General features: G+C 43.0%; 20 protein-coding genes. 19 read left to right on the forward strand and 1 reads right to left on the reverse strand.

Going from position 1 to position 23,836, the window contains the following annotated elements; genetic code table 11:
* Positions 1-839 precede the first annotated feature (839 nt).
* The 19 genes from CGB83_RS01160 (at position 840) to CGB83_RS01240 (ending at position 22,805) form a co-directional block, all read left to right on the forward strand.
* Positions 840-3,476: a glycoside hydrolase family 3 C-terminal domain-containing protein gene (locus tag CGB83_RS01160; RefSeq protein WP_100074119.1), complete on the forward strand. Its 2,637-nt coding sequence runs from the start codon at positions 840-842 to the stop codon at positions 3,474-3,476.
* A gap of 68 nt (positions 3,477-3,544) precedes the next feature.
* Positions 3,545-5,533 (forward strand): alpha-L-arabinofuranosidase C-terminal domain-containing protein, encoded by a 1,989-nt coding sequence (locus CGB83_RS01165; protein WP_100074120.1) that lies wholly within the window; start codon positions 3,545-3,547, stop codon positions 5,531-5,533.
* 150 nt (positions 5,534-5,683) lie between these two features.
* Complete coding sequence (locus tag CGB83_RS01170; protein WP_100074121.1) at positions 5,684-7,396, forward strand: ribulokinase; 1,713 nt, start codon at positions 5,684-5,686, stop codon at positions 7,394-7,396.
* Complete coding sequence (locus tag CGB83_RS01175; RefSeq protein WP_100074122.1) at positions 7,383-8,081, forward strand: L-ribulose-5-phosphate 4-epimerase; 699 nt, start codon at positions 7,383-7,385, stop codon at positions 8,079-8,081. Before CGB83_RS01170 ends, CGB83_RS01175 begins: the two co-directional genes overlap by 14 nt.
* Before the next feature lie 100 nt (positions 8,082-8,181).
* A complete protein-coding gene (gene araA, locus CGB83_RS01180) occupies positions 8,182-9,678 on the forward strand; it encodes an L-arabinose isomerase (protein WP_100074123.1) in 1,497 nt (498 codons plus the stop codon).
* Positions 9,679-9,701: 23 nt separating this feature from the next.
* Complete coding sequence (locus CGB83_RS01185; protein ID WP_100074124.1) at positions 9,702-10,862, forward strand: aldose epimerase family protein; 1,161 nt, start codon at positions 9,702-9,704, stop codon at positions 10,860-10,862.
* Between the two features lie 3 nt (positions 10,863-10,865).
* Positions 10,866-12,593, forward strand: a complete 1,728-nt coding sequence (locus tag CGB83_RS01190) for a sodium:solute symporter family transporter (RefSeq protein ID WP_100074125.1) — start codon at positions 10,866-10,868, stop codon at positions 12,591-12,593.
* 85 nt (positions 12,594-12,678) lie between these two features.
* On the forward strand, positions 12,679-13,215 hold the full coding sequence (locus tag CGB83_RS01195; protein ID WP_100074126.1) for a hypothetical protein: 537 nt from the start codon (positions 12,679-12,681) through the stop codon (positions 13,213-13,215).
* Positions 13,205-13,369: a hypothetical protein gene (locus tag CGB83_RS20060; RefSeq protein ID WP_157761261.1), complete on the forward strand. Its 165-nt coding sequence runs from the start codon at positions 13,205-13,207 to the stop codon at positions 13,367-13,369. The genes CGB83_RS01195 and CGB83_RS20060 overlap by 11 nt, the downstream gene beginning before the upstream one ends.
* Before the next feature lie 8 nt (positions 13,370-13,377).
* Positions 13,378-13,974: a Crp/Fnr family transcriptional regulator gene (locus CGB83_RS01200; protein ID WP_228420041.1), complete on the forward strand. Its 597-nt coding sequence runs from the start codon at positions 13,378-13,380 to the stop codon at positions 13,972-13,974.
* 64 nt (positions 13,975-14,038) lie between these two features.
* Entirely contained in the window at positions 14,039-14,395 is a 357-nt protein-coding gene (locus CGB83_RS01205) for a DUF4260 domain-containing protein (RefSeq protein ID WP_100074127.1), read from the forward strand.
* 161 nt (positions 14,396-14,556) lie between these two features.
* Entirely contained in the window at positions 14,557-16,101 is a 1,545-nt protein-coding gene (locus tag CGB83_RS01210; protein WP_100074128.1) for a hypothetical protein, read from the forward strand.
* Positions 16,102-16,199: 98 nt separating this feature from the next.
* Positions 16,200-17,657: a hypothetical protein gene (locus tag CGB83_RS01215; RefSeq protein ID WP_100074129.1), complete on the forward strand. Its 1,458-nt coding sequence runs from the start codon at positions 16,200-16,202 to the stop codon at positions 17,655-17,657.
* A 241-nt stretch (positions 17,658-17,898) separates the two neighbouring features.
* Entirely contained in the window at positions 17,899-18,543 is a 645-nt protein-coding gene (locus tag CGB83_RS01220) for a 3'-5' exonuclease (protein WP_100074130.1), read from the forward strand.
* Positions 18,544-18,547: 4 nt separating this feature from the next.
* On the forward strand, positions 18,548-20,452 hold the full coding sequence (locus CGB83_RS01225; protein ID WP_100074131.1) for a DUF294 nucleotidyltransferase-like domain-containing protein: 1,905 nt from the start codon (positions 18,548-18,550) through the stop codon (positions 20,450-20,452).
* A 22-nt stretch (positions 20,453-20,474) separates the two neighbouring features.
* The gene (locus CGB83_RS01230) at positions 20,475-21,263 is read left to right on the forward strand and encodes a helix-turn-helix domain-containing protein (RefSeq protein WP_100074132.1); all 789 of its coding nucleotides are present in this window, start codon (positions 20,475-20,477) and stop codon (positions 21,261-21,263) included.
* Positions 21,264-21,321: 58 nt separating this feature from the next.
* Positions 21,322-21,480 carry a hypothetical protein gene (locus CGB83_RS20065; RefSeq protein WP_157761262.1) on the forward strand — a complete coding sequence of 53 codons (159 nt, stop codon included), beginning with the start codon at positions 21,322-21,324 and terminating at the stop codon, positions 21,478-21,480.
* Positions 21,481-21,513: 33 nt separating this feature from the next.
* Positions 21,514-21,984, forward strand: a complete 471-nt coding sequence (locus tag CGB83_RS01235; protein ID WP_335621884.1) for a DUF6624 domain-containing protein — start codon at positions 21,514-21,516, stop codon at positions 21,982-21,984.
* 95 nt (positions 21,985-22,079) lie between these two features.
* Complete coding sequence (locus tag CGB83_RS01240) at positions 22,080-22,805, forward strand: DUF3108 domain-containing protein (RefSeq protein WP_100074134.1); 726 nt, start codon at positions 22,080-22,082, stop codon at positions 22,803-22,805.
* A 207-nt stretch (positions 22,806-23,012) separates the two neighbouring features.
* On the opposite strand, the gene CGB83_RS01245 is transcribed toward CGB83_RS01240, so the two are convergent.
* Complete coding sequence (locus CGB83_RS01245) at positions 23,013-23,699, reverse strand: NUDIX hydrolase (protein WP_100077447.1); 687 nt, start codon at positions 23,697-23,699, stop codon at positions 23,013-23,015.
* Positions 23,700-23,836 lie beyond the last annotated feature (137 nt).

The raw sequence follows: 23,836 nt of genomic DNA on the forward strand, positions 1-23,836 counted from the left end.
AGCGGAGAAAAATGTATCGAGAACGTGTAAAGCAGGACTTCTGGTTTGTAGCTCAACAACTTCCCGATACGATTTTTTCAAAATCTACTCGGAGCGACGATAGTTAAATATCGAAGGTACTCTTCGTTGGTAGCTATTCTGTTTTTAAATCCGGAATTATTTAAGTCTGTTTTATATTAAATGATTGATATTTAAATGAATATCATCGAGTTCACGTTATTTTAAATTCCCTATCATTTCCTAGCTAAAAACAAATTAAATATCACCGAATTCACGTTAAGTAGCTAATAGCAATTAGCTTTTTGCCATTGGCTTTACATTCAGGATTTTAAAATTCAGAAACGTATTATAAATTATTTCAGGTACTTAAATTAAATAGAGCCATTGCCCATATTGATTGAAATATTTCCCCGCAAATTGTACGGATTTTCACAATTTGCATAACTGCTTCTTTACTCAGTTTGCATAAGTTTGGTTATTCGGACTGAATAATAGATGAATGGAACGCCCGCTTCATCAGATCAGCCTGCTGATCAAATCTTTGCTCCCTTAATGTACACCCAAAGAAAATAAAACCTTTGCGTTAAAGAAATCTTCCTAACTGAAAATTACACCGAATAATTACAAGTTCTTATGTTTAATTTCTATGTCAAAAGCTTTTATCAATTAAAAACGACCACTTGAAATTCAAGCCATCAGCAATATTCTGAAAAATTAAGTGTTAATTAAACATTTATTTAAAAGAGAATCCTATATTTGTGCTTCTCACAAAGATTACCAGAAACCATTGATGAATTAAATGATGAAAAGCATAAACATGTGACCATTGATATTCATATATGAAAAAGATAACGTTAGGCATCAGCCTCCTCATCAGCACTGCATCGGCAGTATCGGCACAGACCGCCAAAACGGAACCGTTCCGAAATACAAAACTGCCGGTAGAACAGCGGATTGAAAACCTCCTTAGCCTTCTTACAGTAGATGAAAAAATAGGCATGATGATGGATAATTCCAAAGCCGTTCCGCGATTAGGCATTCCGGCATACGGCTGGTGGAACGAAGCGCTGCACGGGGTGGCCAGAGCCGGAACGGCTACCGTTTTTCCGCAGGCGATAGGACTGGCAGCGAGCTGGGACGTAACTGAACACCTGAAAACCTTTGAAATGATTTCCGATGAAGCCCGGGCCAAATACAACCGGTCTTTTGACGAAGCCGGCAAAACCGGACGCTACGAAGGACTCACGTTCTGGACGCCCAACATCAATATCTTCCGCGACCCGCGATGGGGAAGAGGTCAGGAGACTTACGGGGAAGACCCGTTCCTGACGGCTAGCCTGGGCGTAGCAGCCGTAAAAGGACTGCAGGGAAATGATCCCGACTATTTCAAAACCCACGCCTGCGCCAAACATTTCGCCGTACACAGCGGCCCGGAATGGAACCGGCATTCCTACAACGCCGAGATTTCGCACCGCGACCTTTACGAAACCTATCTTCCGGCGTTCAAGGCTTTGGTGATCGAAGGAAATGTAAGGGAAGTGATGTGTGCTTACAATGCTTTCGACGGCCAGCCTTGCTGCGCCAATGATTTTCTGGTCAGCGACATCTTACGCGGAAAATGGAAATACGACGGCATGGTGGTGTCCGATTGTTGGGCACTCGCCGATTTCTACCAGAAAAAATACCACGGCACCCACCCGGATGAAAAATCCACAGCAGCCGATGCACTGAAACATTCCACCGACCTGGAATGTGGCGATACATACAACAACCTTAATAAATCTCTTGCCAGCGGACTGATAACAGAGAATGACATCGATGCCTCCATGCGCAGGATCCTGAAAGGCTGGTTTGAATTAGGCATGCTCGATCCGAAATCGGCTGTACATTGGAACAACATTCCGTACACGGTAGTCGATTCTGAAGAACACAGGCAGCAGGCACTGAAAATGGCCCGGAAGTCGATTGTGCTTATGAAAAACGATAAAAATGTTTTACCATTAAACAAAAACATCAAAAAAATCGCCGTCGTAGGGCCAAATGCCGATGACGGACTGATGCAGCTCGGGAATTACAATGGAACACCTTCTTCTACCGTAACCATTTTAGACGGGATCAGAACCAAGTTCCCAAATGCGGAGATCATTTATGAAAAAGGTAGTGAAGTCACCGATCCGGCTTCCAGAACTTCACTGTACCAGAACTTTTTAAGCCAGAAAAACGGGGAGAAAGGCCTGAAGGTAGTGTTTTTCAACAACAACGAATTCAAAGGATCACCGGCCAATATTTCCGTCAATAAAACCGGGATCAGCTACAACAGTTTCGGCGGCACCCAGCTTGCCCCGAATGTCGGCAGGGAAAATACCTCTGCAAAAATTTCAGGAATTTTTAAAAGTACCTACACGGGCGATGTGATTTTCTCAGCATCTACTTCGGATGTGTACACGCTCTCTGTAGATGGCAAAGAAGTGGCTACCCGAAAAGGTCCCGATGCAAGGCATCCTTCGGAATTTCCTGTGAAAATGGAAAAAGGAAAAGAATATAAGATTGAACTTCAGCATAGGCAGATCGGTAAATACGTGAGCATCACCTTTGATGTGTACAGAAAAGATCCTGTCAATTTCGCTGCCGTAAAGGAAAAAGTGAAAGATGCGGAGGTCATCATTTTTGCAGGTGGACTGTCCCCAAGCCTGGAAGGAGAGGAAATGATGGTGAATGCAGAAGGCTTCAAAGGCGGTGACAAAACCAATATTGAGCTTCCGAAAGTGCAGCGCGAACTGTTGGCCGAATTGAGGAAAACCGGAAAACCCGTTGTTTTCGTGTTGTGTGCCGGAAGCGCCCTTGGATTGGAGCAGGATGAAAAAAATTATGATGCCCTGGTCAACGCCTGGTACGGCGGACAGTCCAGTGGTACGGCTGTAGCGGATGTCCTGTCCGGTGATTACAATCCGTCCGGAAAACTGCCTATTACCTTCTACAAGAGTATTGAGCAACTGGATAACGGGTTGTCCAAAACCAGCAAACATCAGGGATTTGAAAACTACGATATGCAGGGAAGGACCTACCGATATATGAAAGAAACGCCGTTATATCCATTCGGTCACGGATTAAGTTATTCCACTTTCTCCTACGGGAATGCGACACTCAGTAAAAACAGCATCAGTGCTAACGAAAACGTAATCATTTCCGTTCCTGTTACCAATACTTCAGGAAAAAACGGGGAGGAGGTCGTTGAGGTGTACATCAAACGCAACAATGATCCACTGGCTCCTGTAAAAACACTCAGGGCATTCCAAAGGATAGCCGTTCCGTCCAAGACCACTAAAACCGTTCAGCTGACCCTGTCTCCGGATTCGTTTATGTTCTATGACGAAAAAGCGGATGACCTGGTATCGAAACCCGGCGATTACACCATCCTGTATGGCGGAACATCAGCCGATTCGGGATTAAAAAGCCTTCTTTTGAAGGTAAAATAAGAATTAAACTTAAACCTTACAAAACCTCATAGATTTCTAAAACCTATGAGGTTTGATAAACAGACTTCATGAAAACAAAAAATACAATCTATGCCGCCGCCCTTTTCCTGACGGCCACTTTCTTTTCCGCTCAGTCTCAAAAGTCTAGTTTCAGCCTTGATCTGAACGGAGCTTCCACCGGTATTAAAATCCAGCCTACGATGTACGGGATTTTCTTCGAGGATATCAACTTTGCAGCCGATGGCGGATTGTATGCGGAACTGATCAAAAACCGCAGCTTCGAGTTTGACGAACCGCTGACCGGATGGAAGCAGCCCAATACGAAAACATTATCTCCAAACCTGGATTCCGGGTTTTTGACCATCATAACCGATAAGTCTAAACCTAATAAGAATTACGCAAGAGTTACGGTTTCGAACGACAAAAATTATCTGCTGGAAAACGAGGGATTCAGAGGAATCGGCCTGCATCAGGGTGGTAAATATGATTTAAATTTTAATTTGGAAAACGTTTCAGGAAACATTTCTGCCATCAACATCAGTCTTGTCGACGAAAACGGAACGGTAGTTTCTTCAGTTTCCAACATCATAAAAGGTAGTGGCTGGCAAAAATACAATGCGGTTTTCAATCCTTCCAAAACGATTGAAAAAGCAAAGCTTCAAATCACCTTTACCGGAAATGGAGTAGTAAATATGGATATGATCTCCCTGTTTCCCCAGGATACCTGGAAAGGAAGAAAAGGAGGTTTACGAAAAGATCTAGTGCAGAAATTATATGATTTACAGCCGGGATTTTTACGTTTTCCGGGTGGCTGTATTGTCGAAGGGAGGACGTTGGCAGAGCGTTATCAATGGAAAAAAACAATCGGTAAAGTAGAAGACCGGGAAAATTTAATTAATAAATGGAACAACGGATTCGCGCACCGGCTCACCCCGGATTACTGGCAATCCTTCGGGCTTGGCTTTTTTGAATATTTCCAACTGGCAGAAGATCTGGGGGCTGAACCGCTTCCGATCCTCAGCTGCGGGATGGCGTGCCAGTTTAATACTGCCGAACTCGTCAAAATGGAAGATCTGGATCCGTATGTTCAGGACGCTTTGGATCTGATAGAATTTGCCAACGGGAATTCCAACTCAAAATGGGGAAAAATTCGTGCTGAAATGGGACATCCGAAACCCTTTAATATGAAATTCATCGGGGTTGGAAACGAACAATGGGGAGCAGATTATATCGAACGCTATAAAGTTTTTGAAAAGGCCATTCATACCAAATATCCGGATATTAAGATCGTTTCCGGAAGCGGGCCTTCTCCCGACGGCGAATTCTTTGATTACGGATGGAAAGAGCTGAAAAAACTCAATGCCCAGATCGTCGACGAACATTACTACAATTCCCCGGAATGGTTTATGAAAAATGCCGGAAGATATGATAAATACGACCGTTCCGGACCTAAAGTTTTCGCCGGGGAATATGCCGCACAATCGGTGGGTGTCGTAAAACCGGACAATAAAAACAACTGGCTGACCGCACTTTCTGAAGGCGCTTTTATGACCGGACTGGAACGTAATGCAGATGTGGTGACCATGACATCTTACGCACCGCTTTTCGCCCACGCAGACGGATGGCAGTGGACGCCGGATTTGATTTGGTTTAATAATCTGAAATCTTACGCGACCCCGAATTATTACGTTCAGAAACTTTTTTCCAACAACAAAGGAACGGAAGTCCTGAAAATTACTGATCATGGCAAACCCATAACCGGTCAGGATCAGTTGTATGCCACGGCGGTAAAAGATGCTGATAGTAAAGAAACGATCATCAAACTGGTGAATACGGATGCTAAAAGTAAATCCGTAACCATCAATCCGGCAAACCTGAAACTTGGGAACACGTTGACCAAAATTACCCTGACGGCCCCTCAGCTTTCTACCGAGAACAGCTTTGAAAATGAACCCATTCAGCCCAAAGAAGAAACGGTAAGTCTCAAAAAAGGGAAAATGACGGTGGAAATTCCTTCGCAATCTCTCATAATTTTAAAGGTAAGTAATTTTAAATAATTGATAATCAATTATTAATAAAAATTAAGTGTATTTATTACATTTAATTGAAAAGAATCTTATATTTGTTTAAATCTCTGGAATGGAAAAGCTATAAAGAAGTTCAGACCGATTTTTTAGAAAGATTATCAAAAATCAAGCATTACGTTAATGAAAAAATATGTTATAGGATTAGACTACGGAACCGATTCCGTCCGGGCAGTCCTCATCGATACCAAAAACGGATCGGAACTGGCTTCCTCCGTAAGCTATTACCAACGCTGGAAAGAAGGCCTTTTCTGTAGTCCTGAAAAAAACAGATTCAGGCAGCATCCTTCAGACCATATCGAAGGGTTGGAAAAAACCATTACCGAAGTGGTCCGGCAAAGCGGGGTACAGCCGGAAGAAATCGTCAGCATCTGCATCGATACCACCGGATCATCTCCGCTACCTGTAACTCAGGAGGGAATAGCTCTTTCCTTAACGCCGGGCTTTGAAGAAAACCCGAATGCCATGATGGTGCTCTGGAAAGACCATACTGCCATCCGTGAGGCCGAAGAAATCAATACTCTTGCGAGAACATGGGGTGGCGAAGATTACACCCGTTTTGAAGGTGGCATCTACTCCTCCGAATGGTTCTGGGCCAAAATTTTGCACATCAACAGGGCAGATGAAGAAGTGAAAAATGCAGCGCATAGCTGGATGGAACACTGCGATTACATCACTTTCCTGTTGTCGGACCATAAAGATTTAAAAACATTCAAGAGAAGCCGTTGCGCAGCCGGACACAAAGCCATGTGGCATGAAAGCTGGGGCGGACTGCCTTCCGAAGATTTCCTCAACAGATTCGATCCGTCTTTGGGAGAACTGAGGGAACGGTTATATGATAAAACGTATACTTCTAACGAAATCGCCGGCCACCTTAACGAAGAATGGGCGCAGCGCTTAGGCTTAACGACTTCTACCGTCATTGCCGTTGGAACTTTCGATGCCCATTCCGGTGCCGTCGGTGCTAAAGTGGAGGAGAACACCCTGATCAGAATTATGGGAACCTCCACCTGCGACATTATGGTTGCCCCGAATGAAATCATTGGCGACAAAACCGTAAAAGGCATATGCGGCCAGGTAGACGGATCCGTGATCCCGGGAATGGCCGGGCTCGAAGCGGGACAATCTGCCTTCGGAGACGTACTTGCCTGGTTCCGCGACATTCTGATGTGGCCAGTGAACAACATGCTGCAACATTCCGAGATTATTTCTCCGGAACAGAAAGCGCAGCTTAAAGAAGAGTTTGAAAACAATTTGATTAAAAATCTAACCCTGGAAGCAGAAAAAATTCCGGCCGATGAAGCTTTACCGATAGCCCTTGACTGGGTCAACGGAAGAAGAACCCCGGATGCTAACCAGGAACTGAAAGCCGCCATCAGCCATCTTTCCCTGGGAACCAAAGCACCGCATATTTTCAAAGCTTTGGTCAATGCCATCTGTTTCGGTGCTAAAAAAATTGTAGACCGTTTCGAGGAAGAAGGCGTTCCTATCCATAAAGTGATCGGAATCGGGGGCGTTGCCAGAAAATCACCGTTCATTATGCAGACGTTGGCCAATGTGCTGGATATGCCGATCATCGTTGCCGCTTCAGACCAGGCTCCGGCGTTGGGTGCCGCCATTTATGCTGCCGTTGCCGCAGGCGTTTATCCTGATGTGCAGGAAGCCAGCCGGAAAATGGGCTCCGATTTTGAAGCCGAATACCATCCGCAGCCGGAACGTGTTCAGCAGTATGCCAGGTTGATGGAGCAGTACCAGCAGCTGGCTGATTTTACGGAAAGCGCTGTTAAGGTTAAAACCTTAACAGGGCTAAAAAACAAACAACATGAAAAAATATAAAGAACTTCAACGGGAGTGCTACGAAGCCAATATGCAGCTTGATGCGTTGAAGCTCGTGGTTTACACCTTCGGCAATGTAAGTGCTGTTGACCGCAACGAAGGCATTTTCGCCATCAAGCCAAGCGGTGTTCCATATGCGGATCTGAAACCGGAAGATATGGTGATCCTCGATTTCGATGCGAATGTCATTGAAGGCAACCTGAGACCGTCTTCCGATACCAAAACCCATGCGTACCTTTATAAAAACTGGGAAAACATCGGTGGAATTTCCCATACCCACGCCATTTATTCCGTAGCATGGGCACAGGCTCAGATGGACATTCCGATTTTCGGGACGACCCACGCGGATCACCTGACGTCAGATATTCCGTGTGCGCCTCCGATGGACGACAGCCTGATCGAAGGCAACTATGAATACAACACCGGCATCCAGATCCTCGACTGTTTCAGGGAGAAAAACCTTTCTCCTCAGGAGGTGGAAATGGTCCTGATCGGAAATCATGGTCCGTTTACCTGGGGGAAAAATGCCGAAAAGGCGGTGTACAACAGCAAAGTTCTGGAAACCATTGCTGAAATGGCCTATCTCACCCGGCAGATCAACCCGGACGCGCTCCGGTTAAAAGATTCTTTAATCAAAAAGCATTACGAAAGGAAGCATGGCAAGGGTGCTTATTACGGACAATAATTCTGTACAATGTACAATGTAAAAATGTATAGTGTACTTTTTACATTGTACGCCGATACATTTTACAATAAAAATAATTATCAATCATCATTTATAAACTATGTTAACACCTCTCAATACGAAAGAAATCTGGTTCATTACCGGAAGCCAGCATTTATACGGTCCTGAAACACTGGCACAGGTTGCCGAGCACTCGGCGAAAATCGTGGAAGCGTTCAATGCTTCGTCACAGATTCCTGTAAAAGTGGTTTTAAAGCCGACCGTAAAAACCACGGAAGAAATTTTCGAAACCCTGGTAGCTGCCAACCATACTGCCGACTGTACCGGCGTAGTGACCTGGATGCATACCTTTTCACCCGCAAAAATGTGGATCCGTGGACTGACCGCTTTGCAGAAACCTTTATTGCACCTTCACACCCAGTTCAACCAGGACATTCCTTGGTCAACGATGGATATGGATTTCATGAACCTGAACCAGGCTGCACACGGCGACCGTGAATTCGGATTTATGGTGAGCCGTCTTCGCAAGAATAGGAAAGTGGTGGTAGGATACTGGGCGGAAGAAAGGGTACAGAAGCAGATCGGCGACTGGAGCCGCGTGGCTGCCGGCTGGGACGACTGGCAGGGTGCCAAGTTCGCGCGTTTCGGAGATAACATGAGATATGTGGCCGTTACCGATGGCGATAAAGTGGAGGCAGAAACCCAATTCGGATTTTCCGTAAATACTTGGGGAATCGGGGATTTGGTAAGCGTGATCAACGGCGTCGGGGAAGGTGAAGTAAAAACCCTGATCGAAGAATACGAAGCCTCTTATCGGATGGCAGAATCCCTGCTTTCCGGCGGTGCCAACAGAAAATCTCTGGAAACGGCTGCAAGAATTGAATTAGGATTGGAAAAATTCCTGAAAGACGGAAATTTCAAAGGCTTTTCTGATACTTTTGAAGACCTTCACGGGATAGAACAGCTTCCGGGAATCGCCGTACAAAGGCTGATGGAAAAAGGGTACGGTTTTGCCGGCGAAGGTGATTGGAAAACGGCAGCCCTGGTAAGAGCTATGAAAACAATGGGCCAGGGCTTACAGGGCGGAAACGCATTCATGGAAGATTATACCTACCATCTGAATCCATCCAATCCATCCATTTTAGGTTCCCACATGCTGGAAGTGGATCCGGTACTGGCAGCCGATAAACCTTCGTGTGAAATTCACCCATTGGGAATCGGAGGAAAGGCCGATCCGGTCAGACTGGTTTTCAATTCAAGAGGAAATACCGATTCGCTGGTTGCGGCTTTGATGGATTTCGGAAACCATTTCAGATTGCTGATCAATAAAACAAAATCCCTGGATATTACTGAAGAACTTCCGAAACTTCCGGTAGCAAGAGTGCTCTGGAAACCGCTTCCTGACCTGTACACGGCTGCTGAAGCGTGGATCCTGGCCGGCGGTGCACATCATACGTGCTACAGTGAAAACCTGACGGTGGACCAGCTGGAAGACTTTGCAGAAATGGCGAATATTGAGTCGCTGGTCATCGATGAAAACACGAAAATCCGTGATTTTAAAAACACCCTTCGCTGGAATGAAATCTATTACCGTTAATTCTTCAACAAATATCGTTTATTATGAAAAAAATAGGAGGTTGTGTATTCATTTTATTGGCAGTTTTATGTATTTTCGGCTGCAATAAAAAGGAAAACAACAATAAAACGAACTCAGATACCATGGAAAATGTACAGGTTTCAGATTACGGGGTTACCGCAAAAGGGGATTCCATCAAAAAATATACGTTGAGCAATAAAAACGGGATGAAAGTGGAGATCATCAATTACGGTGGAATCATCACTTCCCTTACGGCTCCCGATAAAAACGGGAAATACCAGGATGTAGTGCTGGGTTTTACCAAACCTGAAGATTACTTCAATGGAAATCCGTATTATTTCGGCGCACTGATCGGAAGATACGGAAACCGGATTGCCAATGCTAAATTCACATTGGATGGCAAGACCTATGACATCGATAAAAATGATGGCCCAAATAGTCTCCACGGAGGAAAAGAGGGATTCCATACTAAAATTTGGACCGTCGAACCTGTGAAAGATGCGAAGTTACCAACTTTAAAATTAACCTATGTAAGTGCTGACGGTGAAGAAGGATATCCGGGAGAACTTACCACTACAGTTCTGTACACCCTAACCGACGATAATGCCCTGGAAATTTCTTACGAAGCGGAAACCGATAAAGCGACTGTCGTAAATCTGACGCAGCATTCATATTTCAATCTTTCCGGAAACTTTTCCAACCTGATTACCGATCACGAATTGCAGATCAATGCCGATACATTTTTACCGGTGAACAAAACGCTTATTCCTGTAGGAGAGCAGAAAGAGGTTAAAGGAACTCCGTTTGATTTCACGGCTGCCAAAGCCATCGGAAAAGATATCAATGCAGAAGACGAACAGCTGAAGCTGGGCGGCGGTTATGACCACAACTGGATCCTGAACGGAAACGGAATGAGAACCATTGCAACCGTATACCAGCCGGCCAGCGGAAGAGTGATGGAAGTAATGACCGACCAGCCGGGCGTTCAGTTTTATTCCGGAAACTTTCTGGACGGAAAATTTGATACCAAAACCGGTGGCAAATACGAAAAGAGAAGCGGATTCTGTTTGGAAACCCAGCATTATCCGGATTCTCCGAACCAGCCGGCTTTCCCGACCACGGAACTGAAGCCCGGACAGAAATACCAGACTAAAACCATCTATAAATTTTCAGTTAAAAAATAAACTATGGGACAACTAGCAACCATTGATATCATCATATTTCTCATTTATTTTGTGGTGGTAGCCGGATACGGACTCTGGATTTACAAAAAGAAAAAATCCGAGTCTACCGGAAGTAAAGATTATTTCCTTGCCGAAGGATCGCTCACATGGTGGGCCATCGGTGCCAGTTTGATCGCCTCTAACATTTCGGCGGAACAATTCATCGGAATGAGCGGTGAAGGATTCTTCGTGGGAGTGGCCGTTGCCGCCTACGAATGGATCGCAGCCGTAGCCTTGATCATTATCGCCGTATGGTTTATTCCGATCTATCTTAAAAACAAGATTTATACGATGCCGCAGTTCCTGGAAACTCGTTATAACAAATCGGTTTCCCTGATCATGGCCGTGTTCTGGCTGTTTTTATATGTTATCGTAAACCTGACTTCCATCCTTTATCTTGGAGCTTTGGCGATTGATACCTTATTGGGCGGTGAACACCTTCACATCATTATGATCGTCCTTTTGCTGATGGCTTTGCTCATCGGTCTGGGAGGAATGAAAGTAATCGGGTACACCGATGTAATCCAGGTAGCGGTACTGATCATCGGTGGTTTTGCTACCGTGTATATGGCCCTGCAGATCGTTGACCAAAGAATCAACGGGGTAGCGGTAGGAAATGCATTTGCCGGATTCAATACTTTGATGAACGAAGCGCCGGGTCACTTCAAGCTGATGCTTGATAAACCGACAACGACAACGACAACTTTGGGAATGCCACAAAATCTGGAAGTTCAGAAATATGTCGTATTACCGGGACTGGCCATGTATTTCGCAGGACAATGGATTGTAAACCTGAACTATTGGGGCTGCAACCAGTACATCACCCAGCGTGCTTTGGGGGCAGACCTTAAAACAGCGAGAACCGGGATTCTGTTTGCCGGATTTTTAAAGCTTTTCATGCCGATCATTGTGATGCTTCCGGGAATTGCAGCGTATGTGCTGTATACCAAAGGACAGCTTCCCGGATTCAACGGCGTAAAAGACGGTGCCTATTCTGCAATTCTTACTTTCCTTCCTTCCGGATTGAAAGGTCTGGCGGTGGCGGCATTAACAGCAGCCATCGTAGCTTCCCTGGCCGGAAAAGTAAACAGTATCTCTACGATTTTTACTTTAGATATCTATAAAAAATACCTGAAAGCAGATGCTACCGAAATCCAGATGGTAAGAACCGGAAGATGGGTCATCATCATCGCAATGATGGTCGCGCTTGCCTTTACCTGGACCGACGTTCTGGGCATCGGTGGAGAAGGCGGATTCACCTTTATCCAGAAATACACCGGATTTATCAGCCCGGGGGTTTTCGCCATGTTCTTACTGGGAATGTTCTGGAAGAGAACAACCGGAACGGCTGCTTTGGTGGGAGTCATCTTAGGTTTTGTATTGGCGATCTTCTTCAACAGCTTTGCCATCGGCATCTTTGGAAAAGAAACCTGGCTGTATACGGCATTCACCTATGAAAAGCTGGAAAACGGCGTGGTGCATACCATCACCGAAATTCCATTCCTCATCAATATGGGATGGTCGTTTTTCATCACCATCGTCGTGATGGTACTGATCAGCTTAGCTGGTCCGAAAGTTAACCCGAAAGCTTTTGCCATCGACAGCAAAATGTTCAAGGTAGATCCAAGAACGATGATACTTATTGTAGTTACTTTATTATTGCTTACCGCTATTTATGTAAGATTCTGGTAAGTTTTAATGACAAGATAAATAAAAAACAGGATGCCATCGGTGTCCTGTTTTTTTGTATAAGGGCATTTTTTCGTATATTCACTTAATGAAACAAAGGCAGGGAATAGGTCTTGAATTTGAGATTGATAAGCTTACAAATTCGATTCAGAATATGATTACCGGTGACAGTTTTACAACAGAAGTAATTCTGGTGAATTCTATTTCTGAATTGAAGGTTGTTTTGAAAAAGAATGGTTGGCAATTTAATTGGAAAAACGAATTGAAGCAACCGCAAAGGGAAGTTTATAAACTTTCAATAACAAATAATCAGAATATAATTCAGGGTTTGATCAGCTTAGAAGTAAAATCAGATCATGTCTATATGCATTTAATCGAGAGTGCGCCATTTAACAAAGGAAAAGAAAAGGTGTATGCTGGTGTTCCGGGAAATCTGGTTGCTTTCGCTTGTAAATTATCTTTCCAGAGAGGCCATGACGGTAATGTTTCATTTGTTGCCAAAAGCCAGCTGATTAAACATTATGAGGAATCTTTGGAGGCGGCTCATATAGGTGGTAGAATTATGATCATCGGTAGAATTGCTGCTTTAAAACTAACGAATAAATATTTTCCTAATGAAAAATAAATCAAAAGAACTGGATGTAGACTTCATTGGTGATGGAAAGCCCTTAACAAAACAGGAAGAACAAAGAATAAGCGATTTTATAAGGAACCATAAGAGAAACAGTCCTGCCAAATCTGCTGAGAAATTAAACAAGAAGACTGAAAAGATGAATTAATTATTTAATTGAATATAGCTCCTGAAGTGAACGACTTTACAGCATTCATCCAACAGTATTTCGGGCTGCTCGGCACTGAGGATTTAAATACGATCCGTCATTATTTTCGGGAAGAAAAGCTTTCAAAGAATGAATTTTTCACAAAGTCGGATCAGGTATGTAACCGTTTGAGCATGGTGAAATCCGGAATATTGCGGATCTATGCGCTTTCAGACGGTAAGGAAATTACTCAGTGGCTTTCTGTTGCCGATACCTTTATTACGGAAGCGGTGGGTTTCTTTTTCAATCAGCCCAACCGGTGGAATATACAGGCTTTTACAGAGGTAGAATTGCTCACCATCACCAAAACCGATTATCATAAGCTTTGCAAAGAATTTCCGAAATGGAATGAAATTGAGAAACAGTTCATTATCAAATGTTTTATGATGATGGAAGACCGGATCTTTTCCCATCTGTCAATGACCGCGGAAGAACGGTACAACAGGTATTTTGAACATCATAAAGAACTCTTTACCCAGATTCCATTGCAATATATCGCGTCCGTTTTAGGCATGACACCCGAAACATTCAGCAGGATCAGAAAACGGCAGGCAGAAAAATCTTGATTTTTGTCAAGCGAAAAGGTCTTAGGGTGGCTGATATTTGTATGATATAAATATGAGCAACCCAATGAAAAACCTTTTAACCCTCGAAGAAATAGCACAATTTACTTTATCGATCTTCCTTTTCAGTATCCTCAAATTTTCCTGGTGGATTTTCCCACTCTGCATCCTGCTCCCAGATGTTTCCATGACCGGTTATCTCTTCAATCCTAAATCAGGAGCATGGCTCTACAACTTTTTTCATCACAAAATGACAGCTGTCTTCGTTCTGGTTGCCGGATTTTTCCTTCATCTTCCGGAAGTGGAGTTGGCAGGAACCATTCTCTTGGGCCATTCTTCCATGGACCGGATTTTCGGGTATGGATTAAAATTCAGTGATGATTTCAGGCATACCCACCTGGGCCGGATCGGTAATAAAAGCTGATAGGCGTAAACTTGATCATTAATCAGGATTAGATTGTTTATTTTTTTTAATCAAAAATAACATTCAGGAGAAATATTTACCATTTAATGTTGATTTACAGTTACTTATGTATGGATAAAGGCTTTTATCTTATATTTGTGAATAAACATTGATTATTTGTGATGAAATTAGTCCTACTGCTTGCATTGGTTATATTCCCGTTGGCGTCTGCTCAAACCCGATTCGACAGCATCCTGGAAAAAGGATTTTCAGACGATCAGTGTAACCGTCCTGAAACAGCCATACAGAATGCCAGAAAAATTATTTCAAGTTCAGGTGCTACTTCCATGCAGAAAATGAGGGCGTATCAGCTTATGAGCGGATCTTACGCTGTCATGGGTAAAAACCGCTTATCCATCAATTCCTCTTTTAAGGCTAAAGAAATTGCAGACCAGCTTAATGATCCTTATATTTCAGCATTATCCCTATGCTGGGTAGCAGAATGCTACAGGCGGCTGGATCTTAACCATGAATCCCTGGAAAACTATAGCAAGGCATTGGTATTACTGGACCGGCTTCCGGCAACCGATAAGAGCCTCCATACAAAAGCCATTGTCTTTTATGAGATCGGGAATGCAAAATATAATGAAAACCAGTACCGTTCTGCAGCAGACAAGTACAGGAAATCCCTTACGATCCTGAAAAACATGAAGAAGAATGCCAAAAGAGCCACGGCAGAGACCCAGGATTATTTATTGCTGGGAGGATGTTATCTGTTTATGAAAAAGTATGATTCTGCTGAGATATGCTTTAAAAAGACAAACGATATTGCTGTCGCCTATAAAAATACATTCATCATGCCTTACCTGATGGAAAGCTATGCCAAGCTTTATGACAAACAGGAAAACTACAGGAAGGCCGTTGATTATGCTGAAAAAGGCATACAGCTGATGGATTTTCAGGATACCAAGCTCAGACGTTCACTGCATGAATTACTGGCTAAATGCTATGGTGAATTGGGGGACGTTAAAAACGCCAGAAAAAACTACAGCACCTACATAAAACTCAATGATGATTACACCACTGAAAAAAACAATGCGGTATCTCTGGCGTTTAAACAGGCTAAAACAGGACTGAAAAAAGAAATCGCAGATCAGAAAAATGACAAAATGCTGTTGGGATACGTATTGATATTCGCTGTAATCACCTCTGCAATTATTATTATTCTATACAGGCAGAAAGCCCGTAAAAACAGGTTCCTCTACACGCAGGCAGTGGACCGGCTGGTTCATCATTCCTTTGAAAATACAATTACTGCCAGGGAAACTTCTGCTCCTGCTGTGTCAATTTCAGAAGAAAAAGAACATGAGATCCTGCAGAAACTCGAGGAATTTGAGAAATCAGATAGGGTTACCCATAAAAAACTGACGATTGCTTCCCTAGCCGCCTCTCTGGGGACCAATGTCACCTATCTTTCGACGGTCATCGGCAGGCATAAGGCTGCCAATTTCAATTATTACATCAACAACCTGAAAATTACCTATATCGTCAATAAACTGTATACCGAACCCAGTTACCGCAATTACAAAATTACCTATCTGGCAGAGGATTGCGGTCTGCCGTACAGCACATTTACCTCTGTTTTTAAGATCATAACAGGAATGTCGCCCTCTGCATTCATTAAACAGATGAATGATGATAAAGAGATGATTGTTAAATCATTATAAACCTTGTTTTTTTATTTGAGCTATGAAATAACGTATTTCAGAGGTATGATTCTTTTTTTGCTGATCCGGTAGGTCGTTATTTGCTGTAAAATAGAATTATGATCAAAAATTTAACACTTACAGCCGGAGTTCTGTTCAGTTCCCTTCTCCTTTCACAGGTGGGTATCAATACAGATTCCCCAAAAGCAACACTGGATGTACGGTCTGTACCGGCAGACCTCAATAAAACAGACGGTATTATAGCCCCAAAGCTGAAAGGTACAGAACTTAAAGCTAAAGATCAGTTGTATGCAACCGATCAGACGGGAGCGGTAGTCTATATTACCGAAGTCCTGGATGCTTCCAATGCTACAAGCTCTACAGCCGATGATGTTACTGCAAAAACAGCAGAGGTTACCACTATCGGATACTATTATTTTGATGGTAGCCTTTGGAAAAAGATAGGAGGAGCCGGTCCGTGGAATATTTCAGGAACCAATCTGCCTGCATCTTCTAATACACAGAATATTTACCAGAAGGGCAGGGTAGGAATAGGGCTTAATCCCGGCACAAATCCCATTACCAATCTGTATGTCAACGAAAGTACGGCCTCGGGCGGATCCGGAGACTCTTTCGGCATACAGAACAGGCTGACTTCAAATAAAGAAGGAGCCAAAACAGGGATGTATAACTACGTGCTGGACAATTCTGAATCCGGAACCGGAGGTGTCGTCGGGCTGGATAATACAGCTGTTGACGTATCCAAGGTGGCAAGAGGAGGCCAGAGTGCCAATTTCTCTTATTATCTTACCGGGCAGAAAGACAATTCATCCAAATCAGTCTCCGGAATTGCTTCACTGGTTTCCGTAGCAGCCGTGGGAGGAGAGTTGAAATCGGGTACGGTATCAGGAAATGCTTCCACTACCCTGGTGAGCGCCAATACGGGAAATTTAAGCTTAACAGGAGACCTGTATGGGTATAGTGGTAACGGTACTCTCAGTGCTCTTCCGGGATATGTGCTGAATGCCTCAGGAAATGCTTCAGGAAGTAGATCTCTTGCTCAGGCAGATGTTAGAGGTGGAACGGTAAATACCGTTAATATGACAGGGACAACCTCGGGTATGGAAGTGACAGGAACCTCAGGAACTGTAAATATATCAGATTATGCAGCACCGTTAAGATCCTATATCAGCTTTGCTTCTGCAAATACGATCACGGCCAATATCAATGCTTTGTACGGATTACTAATTGACGGAACAAGCGGACAGTCACAGAATACCATCGGGAAATCATACGGGATTTATATTAAACCATTCCGGTTTACCGGGGATACGGAAGCCAATGCTTTTAACCTGTATTCGGAAGGTGAAAACACAAAAAATTATTTCCAGGGCAGGGTAGGTTTGGGAACCAATGCACCGGCAGCAAAACTGCATGTGGTTAAAAGTTCCTCAGATCTTACCCCGGCCATTATTTCAGGCTGCAATGAGTATGCTGATAATGCAGCGGCGTTGGCAGCCGGATTGCCAGCAGGGGCATTGTACCGTACAGGAGACATCCTGAAGGTGGTTCATTAAATCCCGGATGTCCCGGTAACTTTTCTTTTCATTTGATTTAAGGAAAGCTGCTTAACCAATGTTAGGCAGCTTTTCCGCAATACAGCAACCGAAAAAATTATCGGCAGATTTCTGCCTGCTTCACTAAAACAAAACCGTATAACGGTATGATCGTTATAAATTAGTATTAAAGTATCGATTAAGGATTTACCTGGGTGGCAGACTGTATTTTAATACTTACATTTGCAGTCAAACATTTCCCGTGAATTCTTACCTTTTATTTATTGATACGGAAACCACCGCCGTTCCCAAACGCTGGGATCTGCCGTATTCCGATACCGGAAACTGGCCCTCTGCGGTTCAGGTGTCCTGGATCATCTGTTCGGAAGACGGAACGGAGATAAAAAAGGAAGACCGGTACATCTTTGAAGAAGATCTGGTGATTAGCGAAGGCTCCTTCAGGGTGCACGGCATTACTGAGGAATTCCTGAGATCAAGAGGGAAAAGCAGAAGGGAAGTGCTGAATGATTTTGCCGGAGATCTCGTAAAATACAATCCATTAATTGTAGGCCATTTCCTGGAATTTGACCTTCACATCCTGTCAGCTGATTTCCTGAGAGCACAATTGCCAAATCCTTTCGGAAACAGCCGGTTTTACTGTACGATGCTGAAAAGCCGGCAATATACTTCCGGAACTTCAAAAGCAGGTCTGCGTTTACCGGAACTCTGCTGTTATCTTTTGAAAGAAGCTACGGAACCTTCCCACAATGCCATTGTAGATGCAGGAATGACGGCCCGCTGTTTTTTTGAAATCCGGCGTCAAAATCAAATTACTGAGAAAGATCTTGAAGAAAAAAACCGTATGATCGCCGATACATTACATTTTTGCGTTTTAAAATCCCAATAAATTTATGGAACATCTGATCCCGCTTTTACAAAGAACCCCGCCTTTCAGCCTTTTGCCGGAAAGCGTGTTGCAGGAAGTCTCCGAAAGCATGCAGAAAAGAACTTTTCCTAAGGAAACACTGGCCTATCGCCAGGAAGTTACGGAAATGGAGGGCGTGGATGTGATTATGGAAGGCGAATACGAAACCTTTTTCTTCGATGCTTCCCAGAATAAAAGATGTATCGAAATTCACCATTCACCATATTGCTTCGGAGGAATCTCAGTAGTGCTGAACAGGGTCCGTGCCTTAAAATCGGTAATAGCTAGGAAAGGAACCGTTGTGTATACGCTTCCTAAAAAAGAATTCACCGAACTCTGTAATGCGTATGAAGACTTCTTCCATTATTTTACTTCGGATTTCGGAAAGAAAATGCTGGATGAGGAATTTGCGCACTTTGTGAAGACCCCGGCGTCGTTTGAGGAAAGTTATTTTGCGGCGGACCAGCTGTATTCCAGGAAAATAGAAAGCATTGCTTTTAAAGATATCGTTTCATGTGCTGAAAACACGCCGATTTTTGAAGCGGCCCGGATCATGGCGAAAAACAAGGTAAGCTGTCTGTTCATCAGGCAGGAAAACAGCCGGAAAATCATTGGTTATGTAACGGATATAACCTTGCGCGACAATGTGATTGCCCAATGTATCGATCCTCAGAAAGCGGTGAAGGAAGTAATGGATAATCCCATTGTTTCCATTTCCAGCGATGCCTATCTCTACGAAGCGGTACTGATGATGTTCAAAACCAAGACCCGGTATTTACTGGTGGAAAAAGACGGCGAGATGGCAGGATTTCTTAGCAGAAATAGGTTGCTGAGCGAGCAGGCACAATCGCCGCTGGTCTTTATTCAATCGGTTAAGCAGGCCGGAACTCCGGCAGAACTCCGTAAAAAATGGCTTCAGGTTCCGGATATGATCAATCAGCTGTTGGGCCGTGGCGTTCACGGGGAAATTGCCAGCCAGATCATCACCACCATTGCCGATACCATCACCATAAAAGTAATTGAAAATGTCATTCGCCAGATCGGGAAGCCACCGGCGAAATTCGTTTTCATGGTTACAGGAAGCGAAGGACGGAAAGAGCAGACGCTGAGCACCGATCAGGACAACGGCATCATTTACGAAGACAAGGCCAACGAACAGCGCGAAATGGTACGCGAGTACTTTCTCGATTTTGCCAAGAGGGTTTCCGATGACCTGAATACCATCGGTTTTGTATACTGCAAAGGCGAATTCATGGCCAGTAATCCGAAATGGACCCATTCGCTGTCCCACTGGAAAAGGAATTACGAAGAATGGATCAATGAAACGATTCCTGAAAATGCAATGAAATTTTCTACCCTTTTCGACTGCCGTTATATCTACGGGGAAGAATCCATTATCAACGAATTGAAAGATTTCATACAGGACCAGCTTCGCGTTCCGAACGAAAGGTTTTTTACCTTTATTGCCAAAAATGCCCTCCAGTACGAAGCGCCTTTGACCTTTTTTAAAAGAATCAAGACGCAGACCATCGGTAAAGCGGAAGTTTTCGACATCAAAACAGCCATGAGCCCGATTGTCGACCTGCTCAGAGTATATGCGTTAAAGAATGGGATCAATAATGAAAATACCGGCGAACGGATGAAGGAACTTCTTAATGCAGGAGTCTTTACCAAAGAACAGTACCAGGAGCTTCACCATTCGTATTACTACCTGATGGCACTGCGTCTGAAAAACCAGGTGTATCAGATCAACATCGAAAAGAAAATGCCGGACAATTATATCGAGATCAGCCGCCTCACCAAAATCGAACGCGTGACCCTGACCGAGATTTTCAAAACCATCAGCAACTTCCAGCAGGGCATCCGGATGAAATTTACCGGAAGCCTGTAAAGTTCCGATAATTAAAAATATAATGATGGATGTATATTTTAAAAAACCGGACAGCCAATTGCTGTCAGATTATATTGAAGGCTTTTATCTGCTGATGAATGAAAAGGAAGATTCCGGATTTTCGTACCATACATTCCCGAATAACTTCCAGATAGTCACCTTTCTCCTCAACGGTACAGCAAGCAAAGAAGGTAATCTGATACAAGTGATGCCTTCAGGCAATCCTGTATTGGCTTATTTTACCAATCATTATACCTCGCCGATGAAGATCGAATACTTAGGAAGGGTAAAAGAACTCACCATCTATTTTAAACCGTTAGGATTGCATCAGTTTGTGTCTCACATCGAAGATTATGAACAGTTTGAAAACTTCAACCTGTTCCATGATTTTGAATCAGGTGTCCGGAACATTCTAAGTGCTGACAATCCGGGAGAATCTTTATCAGAACTGGAAAATTATTTCATGAACAGATTTGTTTTTAAAAGATTAGATCTGATTGGAAATCTCATCAGGGAAATTGAATACCTCGATATGGCATCCCTGTCGCTGAAATATAATATTTCAAGGCAATACATCAATAGTTTGTTTCACCGCTATCTGGGAAAGTCTCCGCGGGATTTTAAACGGGTCCAGAGATTCATACAGTCTGCAAAGAGCAAAGAAATAAATTTAACTCATAAAGGACTCGATGCCTCTTTCTATGACCAGTCGCATTTCTCAAAAGAAATCAGGAATATAACCGGTTATCAGCCCAAATTATTCTTTAAAAATATACATTTTATGACCTCCAATCCATGGATGCTGGTCTGAGTTTACATGTATACAATTTTCATTATACCATTTAAAGCAATTTTGCATAAAAAATCTTATGAAAAAATTACTGGCCTTTATTATTTGCCTCACCGTTTTGGGTTGTGCTTCCCGTAATATGTCTGAAAATGAAAAGGCGTCTGTGCTGAAAGAACTGAAATATATCTCTGAGATAGATCAGAAATATTCAGGAATTCCGCCTAAAGAACTTATGTAAAAGTATGGTGAAGAAAAAGGATGGCAGGTTTTTATCAGCAAAAGAGATAGTGTAGGGAACAATAATCAGGAGAGAATCAAGAAACTTTATGACCGTTACGGCTATCTGGGCTTTGATAAGGTAGGATCAAACGAAACCGACTTCTGGATTTCAATACAGCATGCGGATAATGATGTTGAATTCCAGAAGAAGATGATGAAAGCTTTAAAAAAAGAAATCAGGAGAAACAATGCCCCCAAGTTACATTATGCCATGCTCGAAGACCGGATTGCCATCAATACCGATCAGAAACAGAGATTCGGTTCGCAGGTGGCCTATAACAAATTAGGACAGGCCGTTCCTAAAAACGGACTTACCGACAGTGCCCATGTAGAGCAGCTTAGAAAAGAATATGATATGCCGTCCTTTAAAAAGTATTACAATGATATGACCATCATGCATTATGAAATGAATAAAGAGAGCCTTAATAAAAAGGGGATTCATGAGCCTCAGCTTTATAAATAGCTGGGTTAAAATATTCAAAGCACTTTAATTATAATTCCACAATATCATCCTGTAACAATTCAAAAGGTTTCTTCACTAATCATTAAAACAAACCTATGAAATTGTTAAAACTCCTTCCTCTATTGCTGTTTTTGCAGCCGGCCTTTTCAAATGCCCAGCAGACCCTTCAGACCCCGGAAAAAAATGAGGTCGATCGCACTTTGATCAAAAACGAAAACTATTCCATGGTTTGGTATGCGATGAAAGATACGGCAAAAGTGGAAATCGGAAAAGTAGATATCCGGATTCTGAAGTCAGGCAAGAATATTACAGTCAGTTCCACGGTTAAAATGAAGGATATGCCGGACTGGAAAGATGAAACCATAGCGCAATTCTCGAATTTTGCCCCGGTGAAACATACGTCTTTCAATGTTCAGCGCGATATGCTGCTGGATTTCGAAAAGAAAAACACCGTGACAGGTTATTACCTCGATAAGACGAAAAATAACCGTACCGAAATCAATGAAACTACAGAAGGAAAATTCTTCGACAGCAATCTGTATATCCAGCTGATCCGCTGGCTGCCGCTGAAGGAAGGCTATACCACCGAAATGGCCATCTTCGATTACAATCCGGCCTCGGGAAAAGGCATTATGAAAGCTTATGTTACCGGAACAAAAAAAGGAACGTATAAAAACAAGCAGGTCTGGATCGTTTCCGTAACAGATGATATCTCTCAGAAAAAAGCAGTAAGCACCTATTTCATCGACAGCAAAACCCGTGAACTTCTGAAACAGGAAATAGACATGGGGGCGAGAAAAATGGTAATGGAAAGATTATAGTTCCTTATTATTAATACAAAACCCTTTTAGCATTCAAAATGTTGAAAGGGTTTTTTATGGTAAGCTTTTCAAATAAATCTGAATGAAGTTTGAAAAAACCTAAAAGCTTTTAATTAAGCAATTTGAAAATCAGAGATTGTACAGACTTCTATTTTATGGTTTTATTATGCAGGATAAAGATCTTTTGTTTCTTTTGTGGTTAAAAAATTACATTTTAAACATAAATCCCTGGGAAATATTTTTGTTGTATTTTTTCTCATCGAAACGGTAAAGGAAAGACCCTTTTTTGGAAGACGTCATATCTTTTTCGTCCGTTTTCACCAGGATATCCATTCCGTTGATCTTGCTGGTAAAATTCCGTTTATCGAAGGTCTCACTGAAAATCGCTTCATAAAGGTTCTGAAGGTCTTTCATGGTGAACTTTTCAGGCAGCAGCTCGAACCCGATCGGCCGGGTGGAAGCCCGCCTTCTCAGCCTTAGGACCGCATCTTTAACCATTTCGTTATGGTCGAAAATAAGATTCGGTGCGTTCTGGAGTTCAAACCACTGGGCATTGTAGTTTTCATTGATGTGGAGGTCTTTTTCAATGTGGATGAGAGCATAATAGGAAATTGAAATGATACGGGCTGTTGGCTCTCTTTGGACTTCAGTATAGGAATTCAGCTGTTCCAGATAAATATTTTCCAGGCCGGTAAGGGTATGAAGGACCCTTTGAGCCGCATCATCAGCGGTTTCTTCGTTCCCGACAAACCCGCCCATCAGCGACCATTCTCCCAGCTGGGGTTCAAAATTCCTCTTGACCAGCAGAATTTTGAGATCCTCACCGTCAAATCCGAATATAATACAGTCTACAGCGACCAGATGTCTGGGATATTGGGAATAATCTTGTTCCATCATATTATTTTATACAAAGATAAAGCTTTTGTAAGTTAAGATTTTATATAAATGTATTTTTTACACTTGTCAACAAAAATTTAGAATCGGTTAGAAACGGTTTTACAGAATGATTTTGGGAATTTATTTGTTGCCTC

It is taken from the genome of Chryseobacterium camelliae (assembly GCF_002770595.1).
GTDB classification, from domain to species: Bacteria; Bacteroidota; Bacteroidia; order Flavobacteriales; family Weeksellaceae; genus Chryseobacterium; species Chryseobacterium camelliae.